Below are 21016 nucleotides of genomic sequence, written 5' to 3'. Positions count from 1 at the left end.
AAGGTAAGATTTCTCCCCACTTATCTAACGAAGATAACTATCCACTCATATATAAGGAATAAACAATGTAATGGTAATATGAAACAAACATTAACTTTCATAATTTTTTTATGTTCCACAATGGGAATTGTCATTTTGATGGACATACTTTTTTTACAATGGATTCATTTGATTGTTTTAGACGACTCACACAATATAGTTCTCAGGATCATTTTCTCACTCCATTTATTACCTCCTTCTTTTTAGAGAGATTATTCATAAAACCGCCAATACTACCAGGTAGGAATGTATGTATTCATAACACTCCGCTTTGTACACAAAATTTTATGTATTGGTGGTGTCATTATGTTTTCGACCTTCAAACGATTTTTAATCGGTAGGCCACTCAAATCAACAGCACTAGGAGAACAAAAATTAAATAAACTTAAGGCACTCGCTATCCTGTCTTCTGATGCCCTTTCTTCTGTCGCTTACGGAACTGAACAAATTTTAATTGTTCTTGCTACTTTTGGAGCAATTGCTTTTTGGTATTCCATTCCCATCGCAATTGGGGTTTTAGTCTTATTAACAGCGCTTATTCTATCGTACAGGCAAATCATTTATTCCTATCCCCATGGGGGCGGTGCTTATGTTGTTTCAAAAACAAATTTAGGTACAAATGCCGGGCTCATTGCGGGAGGATCACTACTTGTTGATTACATTCTTACTGTAGCCGTAAGTGTTTCTGCTGGAACCGATGCTATTACATCAGCATTTCCGGCGTTGCACACATATACCGTTCCAATTGCAGTCATACTTGTTTTGTTTATTACAATTTTAAACCTACGAGGTGTAACTGAATCAGCATCGGTTTTAGCGTATCCTGTCTATCTCTTTGTTTTCGCACTTGTTGTTTTAATTATTGTTGGTATTTTTAAAATTACTTCTGGACAAGTTCCTGTCAATTTACATACACCAATCGGGACTGTCGTACCTGGCATTACACTGTTCTTGTTGTTAAAAGCATTTTCATCTGGTTGTTCTGCCTTAACAGGAGTAGAAGCTATCTCGAATGCAATTCCAAACTTTAAAGAACCTGCTGCGAAAAATGCAGCAAAAACACTCGTCATCATGGGTATAATTCTAGCCATTTTATTTACCGGTATTACATTTTTAGCGTATTGGTACGGAATTTCCCCAAAACATAATGAAACAGTGGTTTCTCAAATTGCTTCTAATATTTTTGGAAGAAACTTTGTATACTACTTTATTCAAGGAACAACGGCACTTATTTTAGTATTAGCTGCCAATACAGGTTTTTCAGCATTTCCACTGTTAGCTTTTAATTTAGCATCAGATAAATATATGCCGCGTATGTATTTAATGCGTGGAGATCGCTTAGGATATTCGAATGGAATTATTACATTAGGCATCAGTTCTATCCTTTTAATTATGGCCTTTCAAGGTAAGACCGAACAATTAATTCCGCTATATGCAGTGGGCGTTTTTATACCTTTTACATTGTCACAAACAGGGATGATTATAAAATGGATACGGGAAAAACCAAAAGGTTGGGGGCCAAGATTACTAACAAACTTATTAGGTGCCCTTATTTCATTAACTGTGCTTTTTATTTTCTTTATTACAAAATTTGCACAAGTATGGTCTATCCTTATCTTCCTACCTATCATTGTTTTCATATTCCATCGCATACATAATCATTATGTTGCGGTAGGAGAACAGTTAAGGGTCAGTTTTAATGAAATTCCTGAGAAGCTAACTGGTAATGTCGTGATTGTTCCTATTGCTGGCATTACGAAGGTAGTCGGACAATCAATTAACTACGCAGAAACGATTAGCGATCAAGTTATTGCTGTATATGTCGCTTTTGATAAAGAAAGTGAACTACGCATGCAAGAAAAATGGAAAGAATGGCAACCGAACATTCGTCTTGTTACATTTGTCTCATCTTACCGAAGCTTAATGAGACCTATTGCAAAATTAATTACGATTATTCAACATAAAGCGCTAGAGAACAACCGTTTTGTTACAGTTTTAATTCCTCAATTCATTACCAAAAAGAACTGGCATAACATTTTGCACAATCAATCAAGCGTATTACTACGCGTTTATCTTTTGTATAAGAAAAACGTCATTGTCACAACTGTTCCTTATCGATTTCGAAAATAAAAACACTTTGCACCTAATTGAACTACCCCCACCTTCACTTCGTTTAGAGGAGGAGGTCTTCTCGGTTAAAACGATAAAAATCTGCTTTCCCTCTTTCTTTTAGGTGCACATTCATCAAAAATGTCTTACAAAAATGTAATCTCCTTTCAGAAAAATGTAATATAATTCGATAGTTTCCATATTCTTTTCCATGTAAGATAAAAGTATAAAGAATCACCAATACATAAAAAACAACATGGTGATTAAAAAGGAGAGGATTTTATAATGGAAAAAAAGCTACGTAGATCTGAAACAGATAAGGTTTTATTTGGTGTATGCGGTGGTTTAGGAGAATATTTCGATATAAGCGCTAGTATGATTCGTATTCTTTGGGTTATTGCGATTCTATGTTTCGGAACAGGTTTTTTAGCTTACCTTGTTTGTTTATTGCTTATGCCACGTTCTTACTAAAAGGCACCGTTGCCCAATCGGTGCCTTTCTTTCATCTTATTTCTATTTTATAAAGAACTTTTTCTAACGAGTATTTATTAAAATACACAAACACTAAATAACACAATAGTAGTGATTCGAAACATACAGTTTTCTAAATGCAGCTCTAAACCCATAGAAAAAAGGAGCACTTCTCTACAAGCCCTCCCTTCTTTTATACTCATGAAGAATACTTCATCGTTAAATGTAAAACAGCAATCTCATCTCCAGCATTTTTGTAACTATGCTTTTTATTTGCCTCAAACTGAATCGAATCAAATTCATTTAATTCATACACATCATTTTCAACTTGAATAGCAACTTGTCCTTTCATAACTGTAACTAGTTCAATTGCCCCTTCATGGTGAGACTCTGGCTCATAAATACTTTGTGGTCTTAAACAAGCACGATGCATCTCCATGCCAGTTTCTTTCGTATACCGAAACATTGTTTCTAACCGCCATGCCTGTCCTGCGTCTACCGCAAAACCTTCCCCAGATCGTGAAATAGCTACCGGTTCTCCAACAACCATTAGCCTAGATAAAGGAATAGATAGCCCTTTCGTAATTTTCCAAATGACAGCTAATGTTGGATTCGTTTCACCTCTTTCAATTTTTCCTAATGTTAATTTACTGACCCCTGTTTTTTGTGCCAATTCTTCTAAACTTAGTTTTTGTTCATTACGAATTTGTCGTAATAACTGACCAACTTGCTGAATAACTTCTTTTGTTTGCATATCCTCTTTTTCTTTCATAAGTAACAAAACCACCTTAAAGTATAAAATATTTTACTTTTATTTATTTTATGTATATTATACTATACATAAATGTTCAGTTTTTGAAAGGAGCGCTATACATCATGCGTGCAATATTATTAGGTATTTTATCATCAGCCTTTTTTTCTGCAACCTTTATTATTAACAGAGCGATGAATGTATCCGGAACAAGCTGGGCTTGGACTGCTTCCTTCCGCTTTTTATTCGCTCTTCCTATTTTATTCCTTATCGTTTTATTTCGCAAAAACCTCGGGCCCTTATGGTCAGAAATGCGAAAACATCCTTTTGCATGGCTAGGATGGGGATCTCTAGCGGGCATCGGCTTTTATTCTTTATTAAGCTTTGCTGCTGTCTTTTCTCCAGCTTGGCTTGTTGCAGGGACTTGGCAAATTACAATATTCGCTGGCTTGCTACTATCGCCATTATTTTTTATTACGATTGAAACAAAAACAGGTACAAAACGCGTGCGGGGAAAAATCCCACTTCGCAGTTTATACGTATCACTTTTCATTTTAATCGGTGTCATTTGCATGCAGGCAACAGAAGCTGGACATATTACAGCTTCTCAATTTATATCTGGGGTTCTTCCTGTTGTCCTCGCAGCTTTCTTATATCCATTTGGTAATCGAAAAATGATGGAGGATGTAGGAGGACGCCTTGATACATTCCAGCGTGTATTAGGAATGGCAATCGGTAGTCTGCCTATAGCAATTATTCTTGGAATATACGGTTTTGTGGCAACAGGCATTCCAACATCTAGTCAAATGCTCCAAGGTTTTTTATTAGCACTATGCTCAGGCGTTATTGCGACAATGACATTTTTCTTTGCTACAGATTTAGCGAAAAATAATCTCGCATTACTAGGAGCTGTCGAAGCAACACAAGCTGGAACAATGGTATTTACTGTTCTTGGTGAAATCATTTTCTTAAATGGTTCGTTCCCTAGCGGGCTCTCTCTTATTGGGATGATTATCATTATGGTTGGAATGGTCGCAAATAGTATTTTGAATCGGTCTGTTCCGGTTGCACGGCAGAAGAAAACAGCATAGCAGAAAGTTGAAAAAGCATGGTTCTTAAAGGAGAACCATGTTTTTTTTCATGCAATCGAAATTGCACAAACCTTTATTGTTTATTTAATCGGAATATTTTTTATTCCTTATTTATAATTAGAACAGCATCATTCTATGTTACAATACGTTCTCATGCACATTTTAAGGAGGAAAATTATGCTAAAAAAAGGAATTGCTGAGTTTATTGGTACTTTTGTACTTGTATTATTCGGAACTGGAACTGCTGTTTTAGGTGGCGGAATTGAAGGAATTGGAATTTTAGGAATCGCAATGGCTTTCGGATTATCAATTGTTGCTATGGCATATAGCATTGGAACAATTTCTGGATGTCATGTAAACCCGGCAGTATCAATTGCCATGTTTGTAAACAAACGAATGAATGCTATGGAGCTTAGCTGTTATTTATTAGCTCAAGTTTTAGGTGGTTTATTAGGAACTGCAACATTAGTAACGATTTTAAAATCTTCTAATATGTCTTTAGATAACTTAGGGCAAAATGGTTTTGGAAAACTTGGATTATCAGGATCTTTCTTAGTTGAATTTGTTTTAACATTCGTCTTTATTTTAGTAATTATTGCTGTAACAGGTAAAAAGGGTAATGCACAGTTAGCTGGATTAGTAATCGGTTTCACATTAGTGTTAGTTCACTTACTAGGTATTCCATTAACAGGAACTTCAGTTAACCCTGCACGTAGCCTAGCACCAGCTTTATTTGCTGGCGGAGAAGCTGTATCTCAATTATGGGTATTTATTGTTGCTCCAATTCTTGGTGGTATCGTTGCTGCCATTGTTGGGAAATTCGTATTAAATACTGAAAAATAGATTTTTCATCCTTTCTGAAAATAAAAAAGCGAGCCTTTTTATATGAGGCTCGCTTTTTTATTTTTGAATTTTCGATTGTAAGTTTGTAACAAGCTGCTGGACTGTTACATTCGCAAGTACATTTTCCATTGCTTCCTGCGCTTGCATCAATATAATTTCTAATACTGATTGAATATTAGCTCCTACTGGACATTCAATGTTGGGATTCTCATGGAAAGAAAATAGATGTCCTTCTTCCACTACTTCCACTGCTTTATATACATCAAGTAATGTAATTTCATCTAAATCACGAGCAAGTGATGTACCACCTTTTCCGGCTTGGACATCAACAAGCCCCGCTCTCTTCAACATTCCTGTAATGCGGCGAATCACAACTGGATTTGTATTCACACTACCAGCAATCCATTCAGAGGTACAGCGAGAGTTTCGATCTATCGCAAGTAACGTTAACATATGAACACCTACTGTAAAACGGCTACTAATTCCCATCTGCACACCCTCCTTTACATTCATTCTATCAAAAGACGATACATACTATTATATACTATTTCTTATTTGTGCATAAAGAAAAAGCATGATTCCCTTAGAGAATCATACTTTTTCTTCTTATTGACGCTTAATAAATTTAGCTAAATCTTTAAATTTCACTTTATCAGAGTAATTCATAACACCATTAACGAAAATGCGGCTGGCAATCCAATTAATAATTAAAATTGTTACAACTAAAATTGCTAATGTAACGCTAACCTCTAACGCTCCTGCTTCACCAGCTACAACGCGCGAGAACGTAACCATCGGTGTAAAGAATGGAATATAGGAACTGATTAAAACCAGTGTACTATTTGGATCAAATAGCGACTTCATACTAATGAAGAATGCTCCCATACCTAAAAATGTAATCGGCAATGCAACTGATTGTAAATCTTCTAACTTAGATACAACTGCTCCAGCCGCTGCATATAACATCGCATATAGTAAATATCCTGTAATAAAGTAGATAATAAACATACTGATTACTAATGTATCTAAAGTTGAAAAATCTAAAGAAAGTCCAAATATTGAAGCATTATTTAAATCAACCCATCCTAATAAATACGGAATGATAAATCCACAAGCAAGTACAGCAATTTGTAATAAAGCTGTAGCTACAACAGCTAAAATTTTCGCATACATCATCGTAAGCGGTTTTACTTTTGGAAGCATAAGTTCCATAACACGTGATGCTTTTTCAGATGCAATTGTTGTCCCAATCGCATTTCCAAACGAGATAATAAACATATACAACGCAAACGAAAATGCATAACCGATACCAAAGGAAGATGCCCGATCTTTTATTGCCTCTTGCTTCATAGGAATTTCTATTTGTAATTGTTTCGCTACTTCCGGAGATACATTATTTTTTTCAATCATTACTGCCGTGTACTGCTCCTTCAAATAACTTGCTATAAGCGTAGATGTTGACTGACTTGGAAAGCCACTATACATATACGTAACTTCGGGAATGCCATTCTTTTCTGTAATACGGAATAAACCGTCTAAGTCTCCCTCTTCCACTTGCTTACGTAACGCATTAAATTCATCTTTTTTTGCCACAGTTACTTTAGCTGACGGGATTAATTTAGTTAAATCACTTTCTTGTACTTTATATATAGTACTTTCTGTTACCACTGCGATTTTATCTTTCCCTTTATCTTTATCAGCAGTAAAATGGGTAAACGCTACGATCCCAAACACAATTAAAAATAAAACGGCACTCGTAATCAAAGATTTTTTAGATAGAAATGATTCCCTAAAATAAAATGAAAATACATGAGAAAATTTACGCATTGTTATTTCGCCCTTTCCACAAATATTTCGTTTAGTGTCGGCTCTAGCATTTTAAATTGCCTTAAGCTCACACCTTGTCCTTGTAACTTCTGTAAAATCGTTAAGGCTTCTGCATCATCATGAACTTTCACATAAAGCAGTCCCTGTTGTTTTTCGTACGAAATATTTAATGCTTGCAATGCCTGTTCATTTTCTACCACATCTTCAATTGTTAAATTACGAAAACCGTATTCTTTCTTAATGTCGCTTAGCTGCCCTTCTACAACTGCTTCACCTTTCTTTAAAATGCAAACATGCTGGCAAAACGCTTCCACTTGTTCCATACGGTGGCTTGATAAAATAATTGTTTTTCCTTTTTGGACTTGTTCTTCAATAATATTCGCTAACATACCAGCATTAACAGGATCAAGTCCGCTAAATGGCTCATCTAAAATAAGAAGCTCTGGATCGTGAAGAAGCGCAGCAATTAATTGGATTTTTTGCTGATTTCCTTTTGAAAGTTCTCCCGCCGTTTTATATTTATATTCCGGGATTGCTAGTTTTTCTAACCAACGATCAATCGCACGGTCTACTTCTTTTTTCGTCATTCCTTCTAATCTACCGAAATAGCGAAGTTGATCTATCACTCTACTTTTTGTATACAATCCTCTTTCTTCTGGAAGGTAACCAATTGTTACACCGCTCTGAGAAATTGCTTTTCCGTCCCATGTAATAGAACCTTTATTAGGAGTTAATAACCCAAGGAGCATTTTAATTGTTGTCGTTTTCCCTGCACCATTTCGGCCAAGTAGTCCTAACACTTCACCTTTTGGTAATGAAATTTGCAATTGATTGACTGCCTTTGATTCGCCGAATATTTTCGTTAAGTTTTGAATTTGTAAACTCAAATACAATCCCTCCCCTTTTTCACCATTCTTACAATCTTCTAAATGGTATGTTGAATATAGGCAAAATATTGTAACACATGTGAATTCATTAATTTTTATAATGAGATTTTAAAATTAATATTATATATTCTTCTACCTTTACCATCCACCATTTGTTTTATTTAGTTAAAATTGTAAATTACAAAAAACTTTTTGTCAATTATAATTGTCATTTTGACAAATATAATTCACAAAACAAACAGCGTGTCCCTTACTCATTATACTGAAATAGGGCATACTACTGTATATACGAAGAACAATATGCAAAAATGCATAAAAAATATCACAAAAAACATTATCTTTTAATATATAATATTAAAGGATTTAATTACATCAAGGAGGATACATATGAAGATGAAAAGGGGTATTACCACTTTATTATCTGTAGCCGTTCTCTCTACATCGCTTGTAGCATGTTCAGGAACAGCTGAGAAAACTGTGGCAAAAGAAGAGAAAGTAAAATTAACAGACCAGCAGCTAATGGCTGATTTATGGTTCCAAACAGCCGGTGAAACAAAAGCGTTATACTATCAAGGATACAATATTGGTCAGTTAAAACTTGATGCAGCTCTTGCAAAAGGTACAAGCAAAAAACCAGCAATTGTACTAGATTTAGATGAAACTGTTTTAGATAACAGCCCTCACCAAGCGATGACTGTGAAAGAAGGAAAGGGTTATCCTTATAAATGGGATGAGTGGATTAATAAAGCAGAAGCAGAAGCTCTTCCTGGTGCAATTGATTTCTTAAAATATACGGAGTCTAAAGGTGTAGACATCTACTACGTTTCAAACCGTAAAACAAATCAATTAGATGCAACAATTAAAAATCTTGAGCGCGTTGGTGCTCCGCAAGCAACAAAAGAACATATTTTACTACAAGATCCGAAAGAAAAAGGGAAAGAAAAGCGTCGTGAACTTGTTTCACAATCGCACGATATCGTCCTATTCTTTGGTGACAACTTATCCGACTTCACTGGATTTGATGGAAAATCTGTAAAAGATCGCAATCAAACAGTCGAAGAAACAAAAGCACAATTTGGCGAAAAATTTATTATTTTCCCTAACCCAATGTACGGCGATTGGGAAGGTGCTCTATATGATTACAACTTCAAAAAATCTGATGCAGAAAAAGATAAACTTCGTCGCGATAACTTAAAATCATTTGAAGTAAACAAGTAAAAGGATGGCATAAGCCATCCTTTTACTATTTCCCTCCCTCCTAATTCATTCCAATCCAATTATTCGTATATATGAACGTCGCATATATAAACCGACAAAATCAAACATTTTTTGACATTTTCTTTGCAATTCTATTACGTTACGACTCTTATATTTCTTTTTATAGTAAGTAGACTTATAATAAAAAGAATAGACAAACAATAAGAAAGGACTGAGATTACACAGCTTTATGAAAAAGGTAATTGTTATTTCTGTCGCCACTATTGCAATCGGTATCACATCCTTCGCTTACTTCGGCTCAAAATCTCCACTCCAAAATGAAGCGAAAGCTGTAGAAACAATAGAACATCCAAAAGAAGAGATTCCATCATTTCCAAAAGCAACTCATACAGCAGAAAAAATAGATGAGAACTTTTCACTTGTTACGAATCCAGACTCACTACTAGTGTTAGTAAATAAACATCGAAAATTGCCAGATGGTTATACACCAGATGATCTCATAAGACCAGACGTTCCATTTACATCCCCAAAAGATAAAGAAAAAACGTTGCTGCGTAAAGATGCTGCGACAGCTCTTGAAAAGATGTTCCTCGCAGCAAAACAAGAAGGACTCGAGCTTACAGCCGTATCAGGATTTCGCTCTTATAAACGGCAACAGTCATTACATAACATATACGTAAAACGTCAAGGTAAAGCTGAAGCTGATTCAGTTAGCGCTATTCCTGGAACAAGTGAACATCAAACAGGCCTTGCAATGGATATTAGTTCTAAATCTGCAAAATATCAATTAGAACCTATTTTTGGCGAAACAGAAGAAGGAAAATGGGTAGCAGCACATGCTCATGAATTTGGTTTCGTCATTCGTTATTTAGAAGATAAAACAGATACAACGGAATATTCATACGAGCCATGGCATCTTCGCTACGTTGGCAACCCATACGCTACATACTTACATAAACATCACTTAACATTAGAAGAAGCAATGGGTGCAAAAAAATAAGAGAGCTAAATAGCTCTTTTATTTTTATTGCAGTAACTTTCGCTTCCATTCTTCGAGCCAAGGTGCACCTTTTCCCGTTTTCTTTGAGGCTTGCACCATTGCACCACGCCCTACTAAACAAACTTCTCCGGCTTCATTTTTTACCATATAGTGTAAATCTAAAGAAGAATTCCCAATTGTTTCGGCTTTTACATATACCTTTAAATGTTCATCGAAGAAAATTTGTTTCAAAAAGTTACATTGTAAATCAGCAACCACGATCATCGTTTCTGACGCTTCATGAGTCCATTCTTGCATAAAACCTAGCTCTTTAAAAAACTCAATACGTGCTTCTTCAAAATATGTAAATGCAACACCATTATTCATGTGTCCAAACATATCGGTTTCACAAAATCGAACTTTCACAGGAATGTAAAATGAAAAACCTTTTTCCCATCTCTCAAAGTCTTCAATGTAAGAAATCTTCTTCATGCTTTTCTCTCCTTTTTCTCTTATTCTAATAAGTAATATAATACATTTCAGAATAAACAAAAAATTAAAACGATAGAAACCCATATATATTTATTTTGATTTTTCAACATATAAATCGCTGCTATAAAGAACAAAAGGTGACCTGCACTCGTTTTCTCTCTTTGTTTTCACTTGGCATGAGGCAGGAAGAGGATCTAACCGCTTCTATGCATGGCCGGATGCTCCCTCCCACATAAAGTGAAAGGTTTTATGTCAGTTTTTCAATTTGTATTTATATAAATATTGCCTCTTCGATTCGAAGAGGCAATATTGATTAGTAGTTATTGTCGCTACCAAAGAAATCTTTAAACGACTGAATTGTTGTATCACGGTTTAATGCTGCAATTGATGTTGTTAACGGAATACCTTTTGGACATGATTGTACGCAGTTTTGTGAGTTACCACAGTTTGCAAGTCCACCATCACCCATGATTGCACGTAAGCGATCTGCTTTATGCATTTCACCAGTTGGATGTGAGTTAAACAAACGAGCTTGCGAAAGCGGTGCTGGTCCGATAAAGTCAGATTTACTGTTTACGTTTGGACATGATTCTAAGCAAACACCACATGTCATACATTTTGAAAGTTCATATGCCCATTGACGCTTTTTCTCTGGCATTCTTGGTCCTGGTCCTAAGTCATACGTACCATCGATTGGAACCCAAGCTTTCACACGTTTTAAAGCATCGAACATACGACTACGATCAACTTGTAAATCACGCACTACTGGGAATGTCTTCATCGGTTTTATACGAACTGGTTGTTCTAATTTATCGATAAGCGCTGTACACGATTGACGCGGTTTACCGTTAATTACCATAGAACAAGCACCACATACTTCTTCTAAACAGTTCATATCCCATGCAACAGGAGTTGTATGGTTTCCTTTTGCATCGACAGGATTACGACGAATTTCCATAAGAGCCGAAATAATATTCATATTTGGACGGTATGGAATTTCAAATTCCTGGTCAAACGATTGTGCATCTGGTCCATCTTGTCTCGTAATGATGAGGCGGATTGTTTTCTCAGACATGTTGTTTATCCCCCTTCTCTTCATTCTTAGCAGCTACATCATGTTTTGAAGAATAATCACGTTTACGTGGTGTAATTAATGAAATATCAACGTCTTCGTAATGGAATGCTGGTGCATTTCCTGCTCCCTCAAATTTCGCCATTGTAGTTTTTAAGAAGTTCGCATCATCACGATTTGGGAATTCTGGTTTATAGTGTGCACCGCGGCTTTCATTACGGTTATATGCACCTATTGTAATAACACGAGCTAATTCAAACATATTTGCCAGTTGACGTGTAAACGAAGCACCTTGGTTACTCCATTTCGCCGTATCGTTAATGTTAATGCGTTTATAACGCTCCATTAACTCTTCGATTTTCGCATCTGTTTCTAATAACTTTTTATTTTCACGAACTACTGTTACGTTATCTGTCATCCATTCTCCAAGCTCTTTATGAAGAACATATGCATTTTCATTACCATCTAACGTTAAAATATTGTTAAATTTCTCTGTTTCGATTAATTCATTTTGCTCGTATAAAGCAGATGAAACAGCATCAGATGATTTTGAAAGACCTTTCATATATTCAATTGCATTTGGTCCCGCTACCATACCTCCATAAATTGCTGATAATAATGAGTTAGCACCTAGTCTGTTACCACCGTGCATAGAGTAATCACACTCACCTGCTGCAAACAGCCCTGGGATACTTGTCATTTGCTTATAATCAACCCATAGTCCACCCATTGAATAGTGAACAGCAGGGAAGATTTTCATCGGTAGTTTACGAGGATCATCACCTGTGAATTTTTCATAGATTTCAATAATCCCACCAAGTTTAATATCTAATTCTTTCGGATCTTTATGAGAAAGATCTAGATATACCATGTTTTCACCATTAATACCAAGCTTTTGCTCTACACATACATCAAAGATTTCACGTGTTGCAATATCACGAGGTACAAGGTTTCCGTATGCAGGATATTTCTCTTCTAAGAAGTACCATGGCTTACCATCTTTATACGTCCAAACGCGCCCACCTTCACCACGTGCAGATTCACTCATCAGACGTAATTTGTCGTCTCCAGGAATTGCAGTTGGGTGAATTTGAATGAACTCACCATTCGCATAATATGCACCTTGTTGATATACAGCAGATGCTGCCGTACCTGTATTAATAATAGAGTTTGTTGATTTTCCAAAGATGATACCAGGGCCCCCTGTTGCCATAATCACGGCATCAGCTTGGAAACTCTTAATCTCCATAGATTGTAAGTCTTGTGCGACGATTCCACGACACACACCTTCGTCATCTACAACAGCACGTAAGAAATCCCAACCTTCATATTTCGTTACAAGTCCTGCTACTTCATGACGACGTACTTGCTCATCTAATGCGTACAATAATTGTTGGCCAGTTGTTGCACCAGCAAATGCTGTACGGTGATGTTGTGTTCCCCCGAAGCGACGGAAGTCAAGAAGTCCTTCTTCTGTACGGTTAAACATAACACCCATGCGGTCCATTAAATGAATAATACCAGGCGCTGCTTCACACATCGCTTTAACTGGCGGTTGGTTCGCTAAGAAGTCACCACCATAAATTGTATCGTCAAAGTGGATCCATGGAGAATCCCCTTCACCTTTCGTATTTACGGCACCGTTAATGCCACCCTGTGCGCATACAGAATGTGAACGTTTTACTGGTACTAAAGAGAACAGTTCAACATTTACTCCTGCTTCCGCTGCCTTAATCGTTGCCATTAAGCCGGCTAAGCCACCGCCGACTACTATAAGTTTCCCTTTCATGCTCTCCCACTCCTTACTGATTTGCTAGCTGTGGATCGATGAACGCTAATAATGCACTCACACCTACATAAGATAAACCTAAGAAAATAGCTAATGTTACATAAGTAGAGATACGTTGTGAACGTGGCGATACTGTAATTCCCCAGCTAATGCAGAATGTCCATAGTCCATTCGCAAAGTGGAAAATTGTTGATACAACCCCAACTAAATAGAAACCAAACATAGCTGGATTATTTAAAATATCTGCCATCATGTCATAATTTACCTGTTTACCTAACAATGCTTGAATACGAGTTTCCCAAACATGCCAAGCTATGAAAATCAGCGTAACGATACCTGAGATTCGTTGGAAGACAAACATCCAGTTACGGAAATAACTATAAGATGTCGCATTGTTCTTAGCTGTAAATGCAATATATAATCCATATATAGCATGGTACAGTATCGGTAAAAAGATGACGAAAATTTCTAGCGCATACCGGAATGGAAGGAGCTCCATAAAATGAGCAGCTTTGTTAAAAGCCTCTGCCCCTCTTGTTGCAAAATTGTTTACTACTAAATGTTGCGTCAAAAAGACACCAACCGGAATGACCCCCATTAATGAGTGCCACTTGCGAAACGTATACTCGCGGCCTTTCATGTCCCCATTACCCCCCTTGAGTGTTTGACTGCTGCTTTCAGTATTAGTTTATAACAATAATGTTTTTTCACTATTGCTATAAGAAAAACTGAAAAAATTATTCGAAATATTTCAGCATAATTTGATAACAAGTTCATTTTACTCCTATTCTTGTCGAAGCGTCAAGAAAACGTATACATAATTTGTACATAATTTGCATATAATTTGCCAATTCTTTTTTTCTTCTCTTATATTCAGATTTTCCCAAAGAAAGTTCTGTTTTTATAAATGGGAAATGTTATATAATAATCCCTATAGAAAGAGGGGAATATTGTGAGCAAAAATACAATTGATATAGCATCTTTTGAAGATGTTTCATTGAACGCCTTCGCTTATGAACTGCTGCGTGAAGAAGTATTACCTGACCTAATTGGAAAAGAATTAGATGACATCTTATACTGGGCTGGCAGAAACCTAGCACGAAAATATCCGCTAGAAACGATTGAAGAAGTCATTCATTTTTTTGAAAAAGCTGGTTGGGGCCGCTTGAACATCATCGAGCATAAACGCCGTGAAATGCATTTTCAGCTAACAAGCCCGCTCATTACAGAGCGCCAAAAGCAAAATAGACATTCTTCTTACCAATTAGAAACTGGATTTGTTGCAGAGCAGATTCAAAAGCAGCGAAATGTTGTTGCAGAGTCATATGAAGAGCAAAAAAAACGTTCGGATTCTATCACATTTCTTGTAAAATGGGACGTAAAAGATCCTGTCGAAGTGTAGAATCTACATTAACAGTCAACTAGACATATAGGTTTAGTTGACTTTTCTATATAAATCCAATTAAAAACGACATAAACCTTTTCTTTTTAGGTGGGAGAGAGCATCCGCCCATGCATAGAAGGGATCAGCTCCTTTTTTCCCCATGCCGTGTGAAAACAGAAGGAGGAAATGAATGGAAAACTATTTTTGTTTTCATAGCCACAGATTATATGTCGAAAAATCACAATGGATTTATATTGTATATTCATTCACTTCTAATTATTTTTAATATTCTGAAATTATACCAAAAAATAGAAGACATTGTAAACTACAACGTCTTCTTATCTGTTAAATAGGAATAAATAGTTTCTGCGACATTTTGCGGCATTCCCGCTTCGACAAATTCGGTCACAGAAGCTTCCTTCATTTTTTTTAACGAACCAAAATGTTTTAACAATACCTTTTTCCGTTTCTCTCCTACTCCAGGAATTCCATCTAAAGCAGATTGAATAACAGATTTCCCGTGAAGCTGACGGTGGAACGTAATCGCAAATCGATGTACCTCATCTTGAATACGCTGCAATAAATAAAATTCTTGGCTATTTCTTTCAAGCATAACTGACTCAGGAGGATCACCAATAATTAAATGCGACGTACGGTGCTTATCATCCTTAACAAGTCCAGCTATCGGAATATACAATCCAAGTTCATTTTCAAGCACATCACTAGCAGCTGCAAGATGTCCTTTCCCGCCATCAATCACAATTAAATCAGGTAGTGGCAAATTCTCTTTTAAAGCACGTGTATAACGCCGGCGTACAACCTCTCGCATCGATTCATAATCATCCGGCCCTTGAACTGTTTTTATCTTATATTTTCGATACTCTTTTTTCGCTGGCTTTCCATCAATAAAGACAATCATTGCTGAAACTGGATTCGTCCCTTGAATATTTGAGTTATCAAATGCTTCAATACGATATGGCGTTTCAATATCAAGCTGCTTACCTAAATTTTCAACAGCCTTTATCGTTCGCTCCTCATCACGTTCAATTAAATAAAACTTCTCTTCTAAAGCGATCTTCGCATTCTTGTTTGCTAATTCAACGAGGTCTTTTTTCTTTCCGCGTTTCGGCTGCGTTGCATCCACTTCTAAAAAACGCTCTACTAATTCAGGGTCAATATTTCCTGGCACTACGATTTCCTTTGGTTTAAAATGGTTGTTTTGTTCATAAAATTGACCGATAAATGTTAAAAATCCTTCTTCAGGCTCATCATAAATTGGAAACATGGAGACATCGCGCTCGATTAACTTACCTTTTCGAACAAAGAAAACTTGCACGCACATCCAGCCTTTATCAACCGCATAACCAAACACATCGCGGTCAACTAAATCGCTCATAATCATCTTTTGCTTTTCCATAATCGCATCTATATGAGCAATTTGATCACGCAATTCTTTTGCACGCTCAAACTCTAATTTTTCTGATGCTTCATACATTTTCGCTTCCAATTCTGAACGAACTTCTTTATGTCCACCGTTCAAAAACTTAACAATTCCATCTACAATTTCTTGATTTTGTTTATCCGTTACCTCTTGTACACAAGGTGCTAAGCATTGTCCCATATGATAATATAAACAAACTTTATCTGGTATATTTGTACATTTCCGAAGCGGATACATACGATCTAACAGCTTTTTTGTTTCATGAGCTGACTGCGCATTAGGATACGGACCAAAATACTTTCCTTTATCCTTTTTTACATTTCTCGTAATAAGCAAACGTGGCTGTTTTTCAGCTGTAATTTTAATAAACGGGTATGTTTTATCGTCTTTTAATTGGATATTATATTTTGGATCATATTTTTTGATTAAATTTAATTCTAAAATGAGAGCCTCCAAATTCGAGGAGGTAACAATATATTCAAAATCAACAATTTCTCCGACAAGACGGAGTGTCTTCCCATCATGTGAACCAGTAAAATACGAGCGCACACGATTTTTTAACACCTTGGCCTTCCCGACATATATAACTGTTCCTTGTTTGTCTTTCATTAAATAACAACCTGGTTGATCTGGTAAAATCGCTAATTTTTCTTTTAAATGCTCGTGCACTCGTAAACCTCCGTTTCTTACATGTTTATCATTGTTGTTTCCAAGCAAAAACATACAATCGTTAAATCCCCAACATACGTTCTTTAATTGTAACGGAAAGCGCAAAAAAATGAAAATATTATACGTATTTTTATCTTTTCATATCGTATTTTACTATTGATTTTCATGTTAGACTAACAAGATAGAATTGGGAATTTCTCCTTTTAAACTTTCCTAATACACAATGCAAATGATTGGGTCATAAAATACAAAAAATTCATTCAAATATGACAATCAAAGAACAGCGTAAACAGGAGGATAACAATGGAAAAATATTTTGAAGACGTACACCGTTTCTATTCTCATAATAGAACTTACTTGGAAAAGGATACTATGTGTGGTTGTTTTTATTGTTTAAAAATTTTTCACCCAAGTAGAATTAATGAATGGTGGGATGATGATAATACAGCAGTTTGTCCCTACTGTGGTATTGACTCTGTTATCGGAGAAAATTCTGGATATAAAGTCGCAGAAAGCTTTCTAAAAGAAATGCATCAAAGATGGTTTTAATTAGATAAATTAAAATAAAAAGCTGCCCTACGGCAGCTTTTCCGATTAGAAGTGTTTAGAAACTAATTCTACTAACGCTTCTTTTGGTTTATAGCCTAACGCTTGGTCAACCACTTTACCATCTTTTAATACGAAAAGAGATGGGATGCTCATTACTTCAAATTGGCGAGCGGTTTCTTGGTTTTCATCCACGTCTATTTTTACTACTTTTACTTTTTCGCCTAATTCTGCATCGATTTCCTCTAATACAGGAGCGATCATTTTACAAGGTCCACACCATGGTGCCCAGAAATCTAATAATACAATACCTTCGCTAGTTTCAGCTGCGAAGTTTTGGTCAGTTGCGTTTACAATTGCCATTTTATTTCCTCCTTCAAGTGTATTCTACCAAAAGTATATCATTAAGTTATATACGTGGCGAATATTATGTATCGTTATGTATTGTAACAAAAAAGGGTTCCTTTATACTATATAAAAATACAAGCTATATAGATATCAAATAAAAAAACGACATAAAACCTTTCTTTTTTAGATGGAAGAGAGCATCCAACCATGCATAGAAGCGGTCAGATCCTTTTTTAGCCCCACGCCAAGTAAAAACAACAAGAGAAAATGAGTACAAATCTTCTTTTGTTTTCATAACCGCGAATTATATATCGGAAAGAAATACATGTTAAAAAACGAGAGGCAGGGGACCTCTCGCTTTTCTATATATAGGGGTATTTCACTTGGAACTCAAGGGTTACTCAAATTAAGAATGCACTTTTAACTTTTTAAACTCTTCTGTTAATAAAGGAACCACTTCAAATAAGTCGCCCACAATACCATAGTCAGCTACTTTGAAGATACTTGCTTCTGGATCTTTATTAATTGCAACGATTACTTTCGAGTTAGACATACCTGCTAAATGTTGAATTGCGCCGGAAATACCACATGCAATATATAAGTCTGGCGTAACAACTTTACCTGTTTGTCCAATTTGTAATGAGTAATCGCAATACTCTGCGTCACACGCACCACGTGATGCTCCAACAGCGCCGCCTAATACATCTGCTAATTCTTTTAACGGTTTAAAACCGTCTTCACTTTTCACGCCGCGTCCGCCAGCAATAATGACTTTCGCTTCTGAAAGGTCTACACCTTCTGCTGTTTTACGCACAACATCTTGAATGATTGTACGTAAATCTTTTACATCAACTGTAATAGAAGACACATCACCTGTACGCGCTTCATCTTTTTCTAATGGCGTAATGTTATTTGGACGTACTGTCGCAAATAAAATGCCATCTGTGACAATCTTCTTCTCAAACGCTTTACCAGAGTAAATTGGGCGTGTAAATACAACATTACCACCCGTTACTTCTAGTGCAGTGACGTCGGAAACAAGACCAGCTTCAAGTTTTGCAGCTAGCTTTGGTGATAAATCTTTACCAAGCGCTGTGTGTCCAAATACGATTCCTTCAGGCTTTTCCTCAGCATATACAGCAAGAAACGCTTGTGCATAACCATCGGATGTATATGATTTTAATTTATCATTTTCAACTGTCACAACGCGATCTGCACCGTAATGAATCAATTCATTTGCTAAAGATGCAATGCTCTCTCCAACTAGAAGGCCAACCACTTCACCGCCTTCTGCAATTGTTTTCGCTGCTGCTACTGCTTCAAACGAAACGTTACGTAGTGATCCGTCACGAACTTCACCCATTACTAATACTTTACGAGCCATAGATTTTCCCTCCTGCATATATAATTTCGTATTTTATTAGATTACTTTCGCTTCTGTATGGAGCAACGATACAAGTTCTTTTACTTGATCTTGCAGCTCGCCTTGTAACACTTTTCCTGCATCTTTCTTAGGAGGCAAATAGATTTCGATTGTTTTTGTCTTTGCTTCCACATCATCTTCCGCTAAATCTAAATCATCTAATTCTAGCTCTTCAAGCGGTTTTTTCTTCGCTTTCATAATACCTGGAAGCGATGGATAACGTGGTTCATTTAAACCTTGTTGCGCTGTTACTAAAAGCGGTAGTGATGTTTCAATCACTTCCGTATCTCCTTCAACATCGCGCTCAATTTTCACGCTTGTGCCGTTAATTTCAAGCTTCGTAATTGTTGTTACATATGGAATATTTAACGCTTCAGCTACGCGAGGTCCAACTTGTCCAGACGCACCATCAATCGCTACGTTTCCACCTAAAATTAAATCTACTTCTTTATCTTTTAAATATTCAACAAGCACTTTCGCTGTTGTAAATTGGTCACCATTCTCAATATCATCTTCAATATTAATTAATACCGCTTTATCACAGCCCATCGCTAGCGCAGTGCGAAGTTCTTTTTCACTGTCTACACCGCCAACTGTTACAACCGTAATTTCACCGCCTTGTGCGTCTCTTACTTGAATTGCTTCTTCAATCGCATATTCATCGTAAGGGTTGATGATGAATTCCGCTTCGCCATCGTAAATTGCACCGTTTTTAATTACGATCTTCTCTTCTGTATCAAATGTTCGTTTCATGAGTACGTAGATGTTCATTCCATTTACCCCCTTGTTTTTCAGAAAGATTCCACCAATTTTAATATTCTGTTAATTTATATTAAAAAAATAATTCGAACTACCTACCACTAAATGAAGGTTTGCGTTTTTCTAAGAATGCCGCTACACCTTCTCTTCCATCTTCACTCGTAAACACTTCACCAAATATTTGTGCCTCACGTTGTACACCTTCATAATAATGAGATGATTTTGTTGTTTGTAATAGCTCTAACACAGCACGAGTTGTCGCTGGACTTTTACTAGCAATTTGTTTTGCGATTTGAAGAGTATTCTCTAAGAGCGACTCTTCAGAGAACACACCATTAACAAGTCCCCATTCTAATGCTTGTGCACCTGTAATCGGTGTACTTGTTAACATCATTTCACAAGCCTTCGCTTTGCCAACGTAGCGTGGCAAACGCTGTGTACCTGCAAAACCAGGGATCAATCCAAGCGTTAACTCTGGTAAACCAAGCTTTGCACTTTCAGTTACAAAGCGCATGTGGCAAGACATAGCGAATTCAAGGCCACCGCCAAGTGCCGCTCCATGAATTGCCGCAATAACTGGTTTTGAGCATTTTTCTACACGCTCAAAAGTAACTTGTCCAAGCTGTGCTAGCTCTGTCGCCTGTTTTGCTTCCTCAACAGAAGTAAACTCTTTAATATCTGCTCCTGCTGAGAAGAAGCGTCCTTCGCCATGAAGAACGACGACGCGGATACTTTCATCCCTTTCGACTTGATCAATTAACTCAGTAACGTCATGCATAACTTGTGAAGACATAGCGTTAGCTGGCGGATGATTTAATGTCGCCACCGCGATATGGTCTTCCACTGTTACAGATAGGAATTTCAACATGATCCCTCCC

Annotated in this window: 21 protein-coding genes; 8 read left to right on the top strand and 13 right to left on the bottom strand. The window is 36.5% G+C overall.

From position 1 onward, the window contains the following. Positions 1–345: 345 nt before the first annotated feature. Together Y7E_RS0107200 and Y7E_RS0107195 are read left to right on the top strand one after the other, a co-directional pair. Complete coding sequence (locus tag Y7E_RS0107200; protein WP_017150610.1) at positions 346–2169, top strand: APC family permease; 1824 nt, start codon at positions 346–348, stop codon at positions 2167–2169. A 264-nt stretch (positions 2170–2433) separates the two neighbouring features. After that, the gene (locus Y7E_RS0107195) at positions 2434–2619 is read left to right on the top strand and encodes a PspC domain-containing protein (protein ID WP_017150609.1); all 186 of its coding nucleotides are present in this window, start codon (positions 2434–2436) and stop codon (positions 2617–2619) included. A gap of 199 nt (positions 2620–2818) precedes the next feature. Here the strand turns inward: Y7E_RS0107195 and Y7E_RS0107190 are convergent, their stop codons facing one another. Continuing rightward, positions 2819–3391: a helix-turn-helix domain-containing protein gene (locus Y7E_RS0107190; protein WP_017150608.1), complete on the bottom strand. Its 573-nt coding sequence runs from the start codon at positions 3389–3391 to the stop codon at positions 2819–2821. 104 nt (positions 3392–3495) lie between these two features. On the opposite strand from Y7E_RS0107190, the gene Y7E_RS0107185 reads away from it, so the two are divergent. Together Y7E_RS0107185 and Y7E_RS0107180 are read left to right on the top strand one after the other, a co-directional pair. Continuing rightward, complete coding sequence (locus tag Y7E_RS0107185) at positions 3496–4461, top strand: DMT family transporter (RefSeq protein WP_017150607.1); 966 nt, start codon at positions 3496–3498, stop codon at positions 4459–4461. 177 nt (positions 4462–4638) lie between these two features. After that, positions 4639–5304: an aquaporin gene (locus tag Y7E_RS0107180; protein WP_017150606.1), complete on the top strand. Its 666-nt coding sequence runs from the start codon at positions 4639–4641 to the stop codon at positions 5302–5304. 57 nt (positions 5305–5361) lie between these two features. Here Y7E_RS0107180 and Y7E_RS0107175 read toward each other — a convergent pair whose 3' ends face one another. The 3 genes from Y7E_RS0107175 to Y7E_RS0107165 all read right to left on the bottom strand — a co-directional run bounded on the left by Y7E_RS0107175 (position 5362) and on the right by Y7E_RS0107165 (position 8018). Further along, entirely contained in the window at positions 5362–5793 is a 432-nt protein-coding gene (locus Y7E_RS0107175) for an Rrf2 family transcriptional regulator (protein ID WP_017150605.1), read from the bottom strand. A gap of 117 nt (positions 5794–5910) precedes the next feature. Beyond that, entirely contained in the window at positions 5911–7131 is a 1221-nt protein-coding gene (locus Y7E_RS0107170; RefSeq protein WP_017150604.1) for an ABC transporter permease, read from the bottom strand. Positions 7132–7133: 2 nt separating this feature from the next. Continuing rightward, the gene (locus Y7E_RS0107165) at positions 7134–8018 is read right to left on the bottom strand and encodes an ABC transporter ATP-binding protein (RefSeq protein ID WP_017150603.1); all 885 of its coding nucleotides are present in this window, start codon (positions 8016–8018) and stop codon (positions 7134–7136) included. Positions 8019–8405: 387 nt separating this feature from the next. Here Y7E_RS0107165 and Y7E_RS0107160 point away from each other — a divergent pair, with 387 nt between their 5' ends. After that, positions 8406–9236 (top strand): 5'-nucleotidase, lipoprotein e(P4) family, encoded by an 831-nt coding sequence (locus tag Y7E_RS0107160; RefSeq protein WP_017150602.1) that lies wholly within the window; start codon positions 8406–8408, stop codon positions 9234–9236. A gap of 229 nt (positions 9237–9465) precedes the next feature. Then, positions 9466–10236 (top strand): M15 family metallopeptidase, encoded by a 771-nt coding sequence (locus Y7E_RS0107155; RefSeq protein ID WP_017150601.1) that lies wholly within the window; start codon positions 9466–9468, stop codon positions 10234–10236. Between the two features lie 24 nt (positions 10237–10260). On the opposite strand, the gene Y7E_RS0107150 is transcribed toward Y7E_RS0107155, so the two are convergent. From Y7E_RS0107150 to sdhC, 4 genes are all read right to left on the bottom strand, one after another. Further along, on the bottom strand, positions 10261–10707 hold the full coding sequence (locus Y7E_RS0107150) for an acyl-CoA thioesterase (protein ID WP_017150600.1): 447 nt from the start codon (positions 10705–10707) through the stop codon (positions 10261–10263). A 313-nt stretch (positions 10708–11020) separates the two neighbouring features. Next, positions 11021–11782, bottom strand: coding sequence for a succinate dehydrogenase iron-sulfur subunit (gene sdhB / locus Y7E_RS0107145; RefSeq protein ID WP_017150599.1), 762 nt, complete (start codon positions 11780–11782; stop codon positions 11021–11023). Next, the gene (gene sdhA, locus Y7E_RS0107140) at positions 11775–13568 is read right to left on the bottom strand and encodes a succinate dehydrogenase flavoprotein subunit (RefSeq protein ID WP_017150598.1); all 1794 of its coding nucleotides are present in this window, start codon (positions 13566–13568) and stop codon (positions 11775–11777) included. Before sdhA ends, sdhB begins: the two co-directional genes overlap by 8 nt. Positions 13569–13581: 13 nt before the next feature. Next, on the bottom strand, positions 13582–14208 hold the full coding sequence (sdhC, locus tag Y7E_RS0107135; protein WP_017150597.1) for a succinate dehydrogenase cytochrome B558: 627 nt from the start codon (positions 14206–14208) through the stop codon (positions 13582–13584). 312 nt (positions 14209–14520) lie between these two features. On the opposite strand from sdhC, the gene Y7E_RS0107125 reads away from it, so the two are divergent. Next, positions 14521–14970: a YslB family protein gene (locus Y7E_RS0107125; RefSeq protein ID WP_017150595.1), complete on the top strand. Its 450-nt coding sequence runs from the start codon at positions 14521–14523 to the stop codon at positions 14968–14970. Positions 14971–15277: 307 nt separating this feature from the next. Here Y7E_RS0107125 and uvrC read toward each other — a convergent pair whose 3' ends face one another. Further along, on the bottom strand, positions 15278–17062 hold the full coding sequence (gene uvrC, locus Y7E_RS0107120) for an excinuclease ABC subunit C (protein WP_026049129.1): 1785 nt from the start codon (positions 17060–17062) through the stop codon (positions 15278–15280). Positions 17063–17365: 303 nt separating this feature from the next. On the opposite strand from uvrC, the gene Y7E_RS0107115 reads away from it, so the two are divergent. Beyond that, complete coding sequence (locus Y7E_RS0107115) at positions 17366–17611, top strand: hypothetical protein (protein WP_017150593.1); 246 nt, start codon at positions 17366–17368, stop codon at positions 17609–17611. 45 nt (positions 17612–17656) lie between these two features. On the opposite strand, the gene trxA is transcribed toward Y7E_RS0107115, so the two are convergent. The 4 genes from trxA to Y7E_RS0107095 all read right to left on the bottom strand — a co-directional run bounded on the left by trxA (position 17657) and on the right by Y7E_RS0107095 (position 21006). Continuing rightward, positions 17657–17971 carry a thioredoxin gene (gene trxA / locus Y7E_RS0107110; protein WP_017150592.1) on the bottom strand — a complete coding sequence of 105 codons (315 nt, stop codon included), beginning with the start codon at positions 17969–17971 and terminating at the stop codon, positions 17657–17659. A 391-nt stretch (positions 17972–18362) separates the two neighbouring features. After that, complete coding sequence (etfA, locus tag Y7E_RS0107105; RefSeq protein WP_017150591.1) at positions 18363–19340, bottom strand: electron transfer flavoprotein subunit alpha; 978 nt, start codon at positions 19338–19340, stop codon at positions 18363–18365. Between the two features lie 36 nt (positions 19341–19376). Then, positions 19377–20150 (bottom strand): electron transfer flavoprotein subunit beta, encoded by a 774-nt coding sequence (etfB, locus tag Y7E_RS0107100; RefSeq protein ID WP_017150590.1) that lies wholly within the window; start codon positions 20148–20150, stop codon positions 19377–19379. 79 nt (positions 20151–20229) lie between these two features. Beyond that, positions 20230–21006 carry an enoyl-CoA hydratase gene (locus Y7E_RS0107095; protein WP_026049128.1) on the bottom strand — a complete coding sequence of 259 codons (777 nt, stop codon included), beginning with the start codon at positions 21004–21006 and terminating at the stop codon, positions 20230–20232. Between the last annotated feature and the right edge of the window lie 10 nt (positions 21007–21016).

It is taken from the genome of Bacillus bingmayongensis, from assembly GCF_000299035.1.
Lineage (GTDB): Bacteria > Bacillota > Bacilli > Bacillales > Bacillaceae_G > Bacillus_A > Bacillus_A bingmayongensis.
The sequence above is the reverse complement of the archived record's forward strand: the minus strand, read 5'-3'. Positions and strand labels throughout refer to the sequence as shown.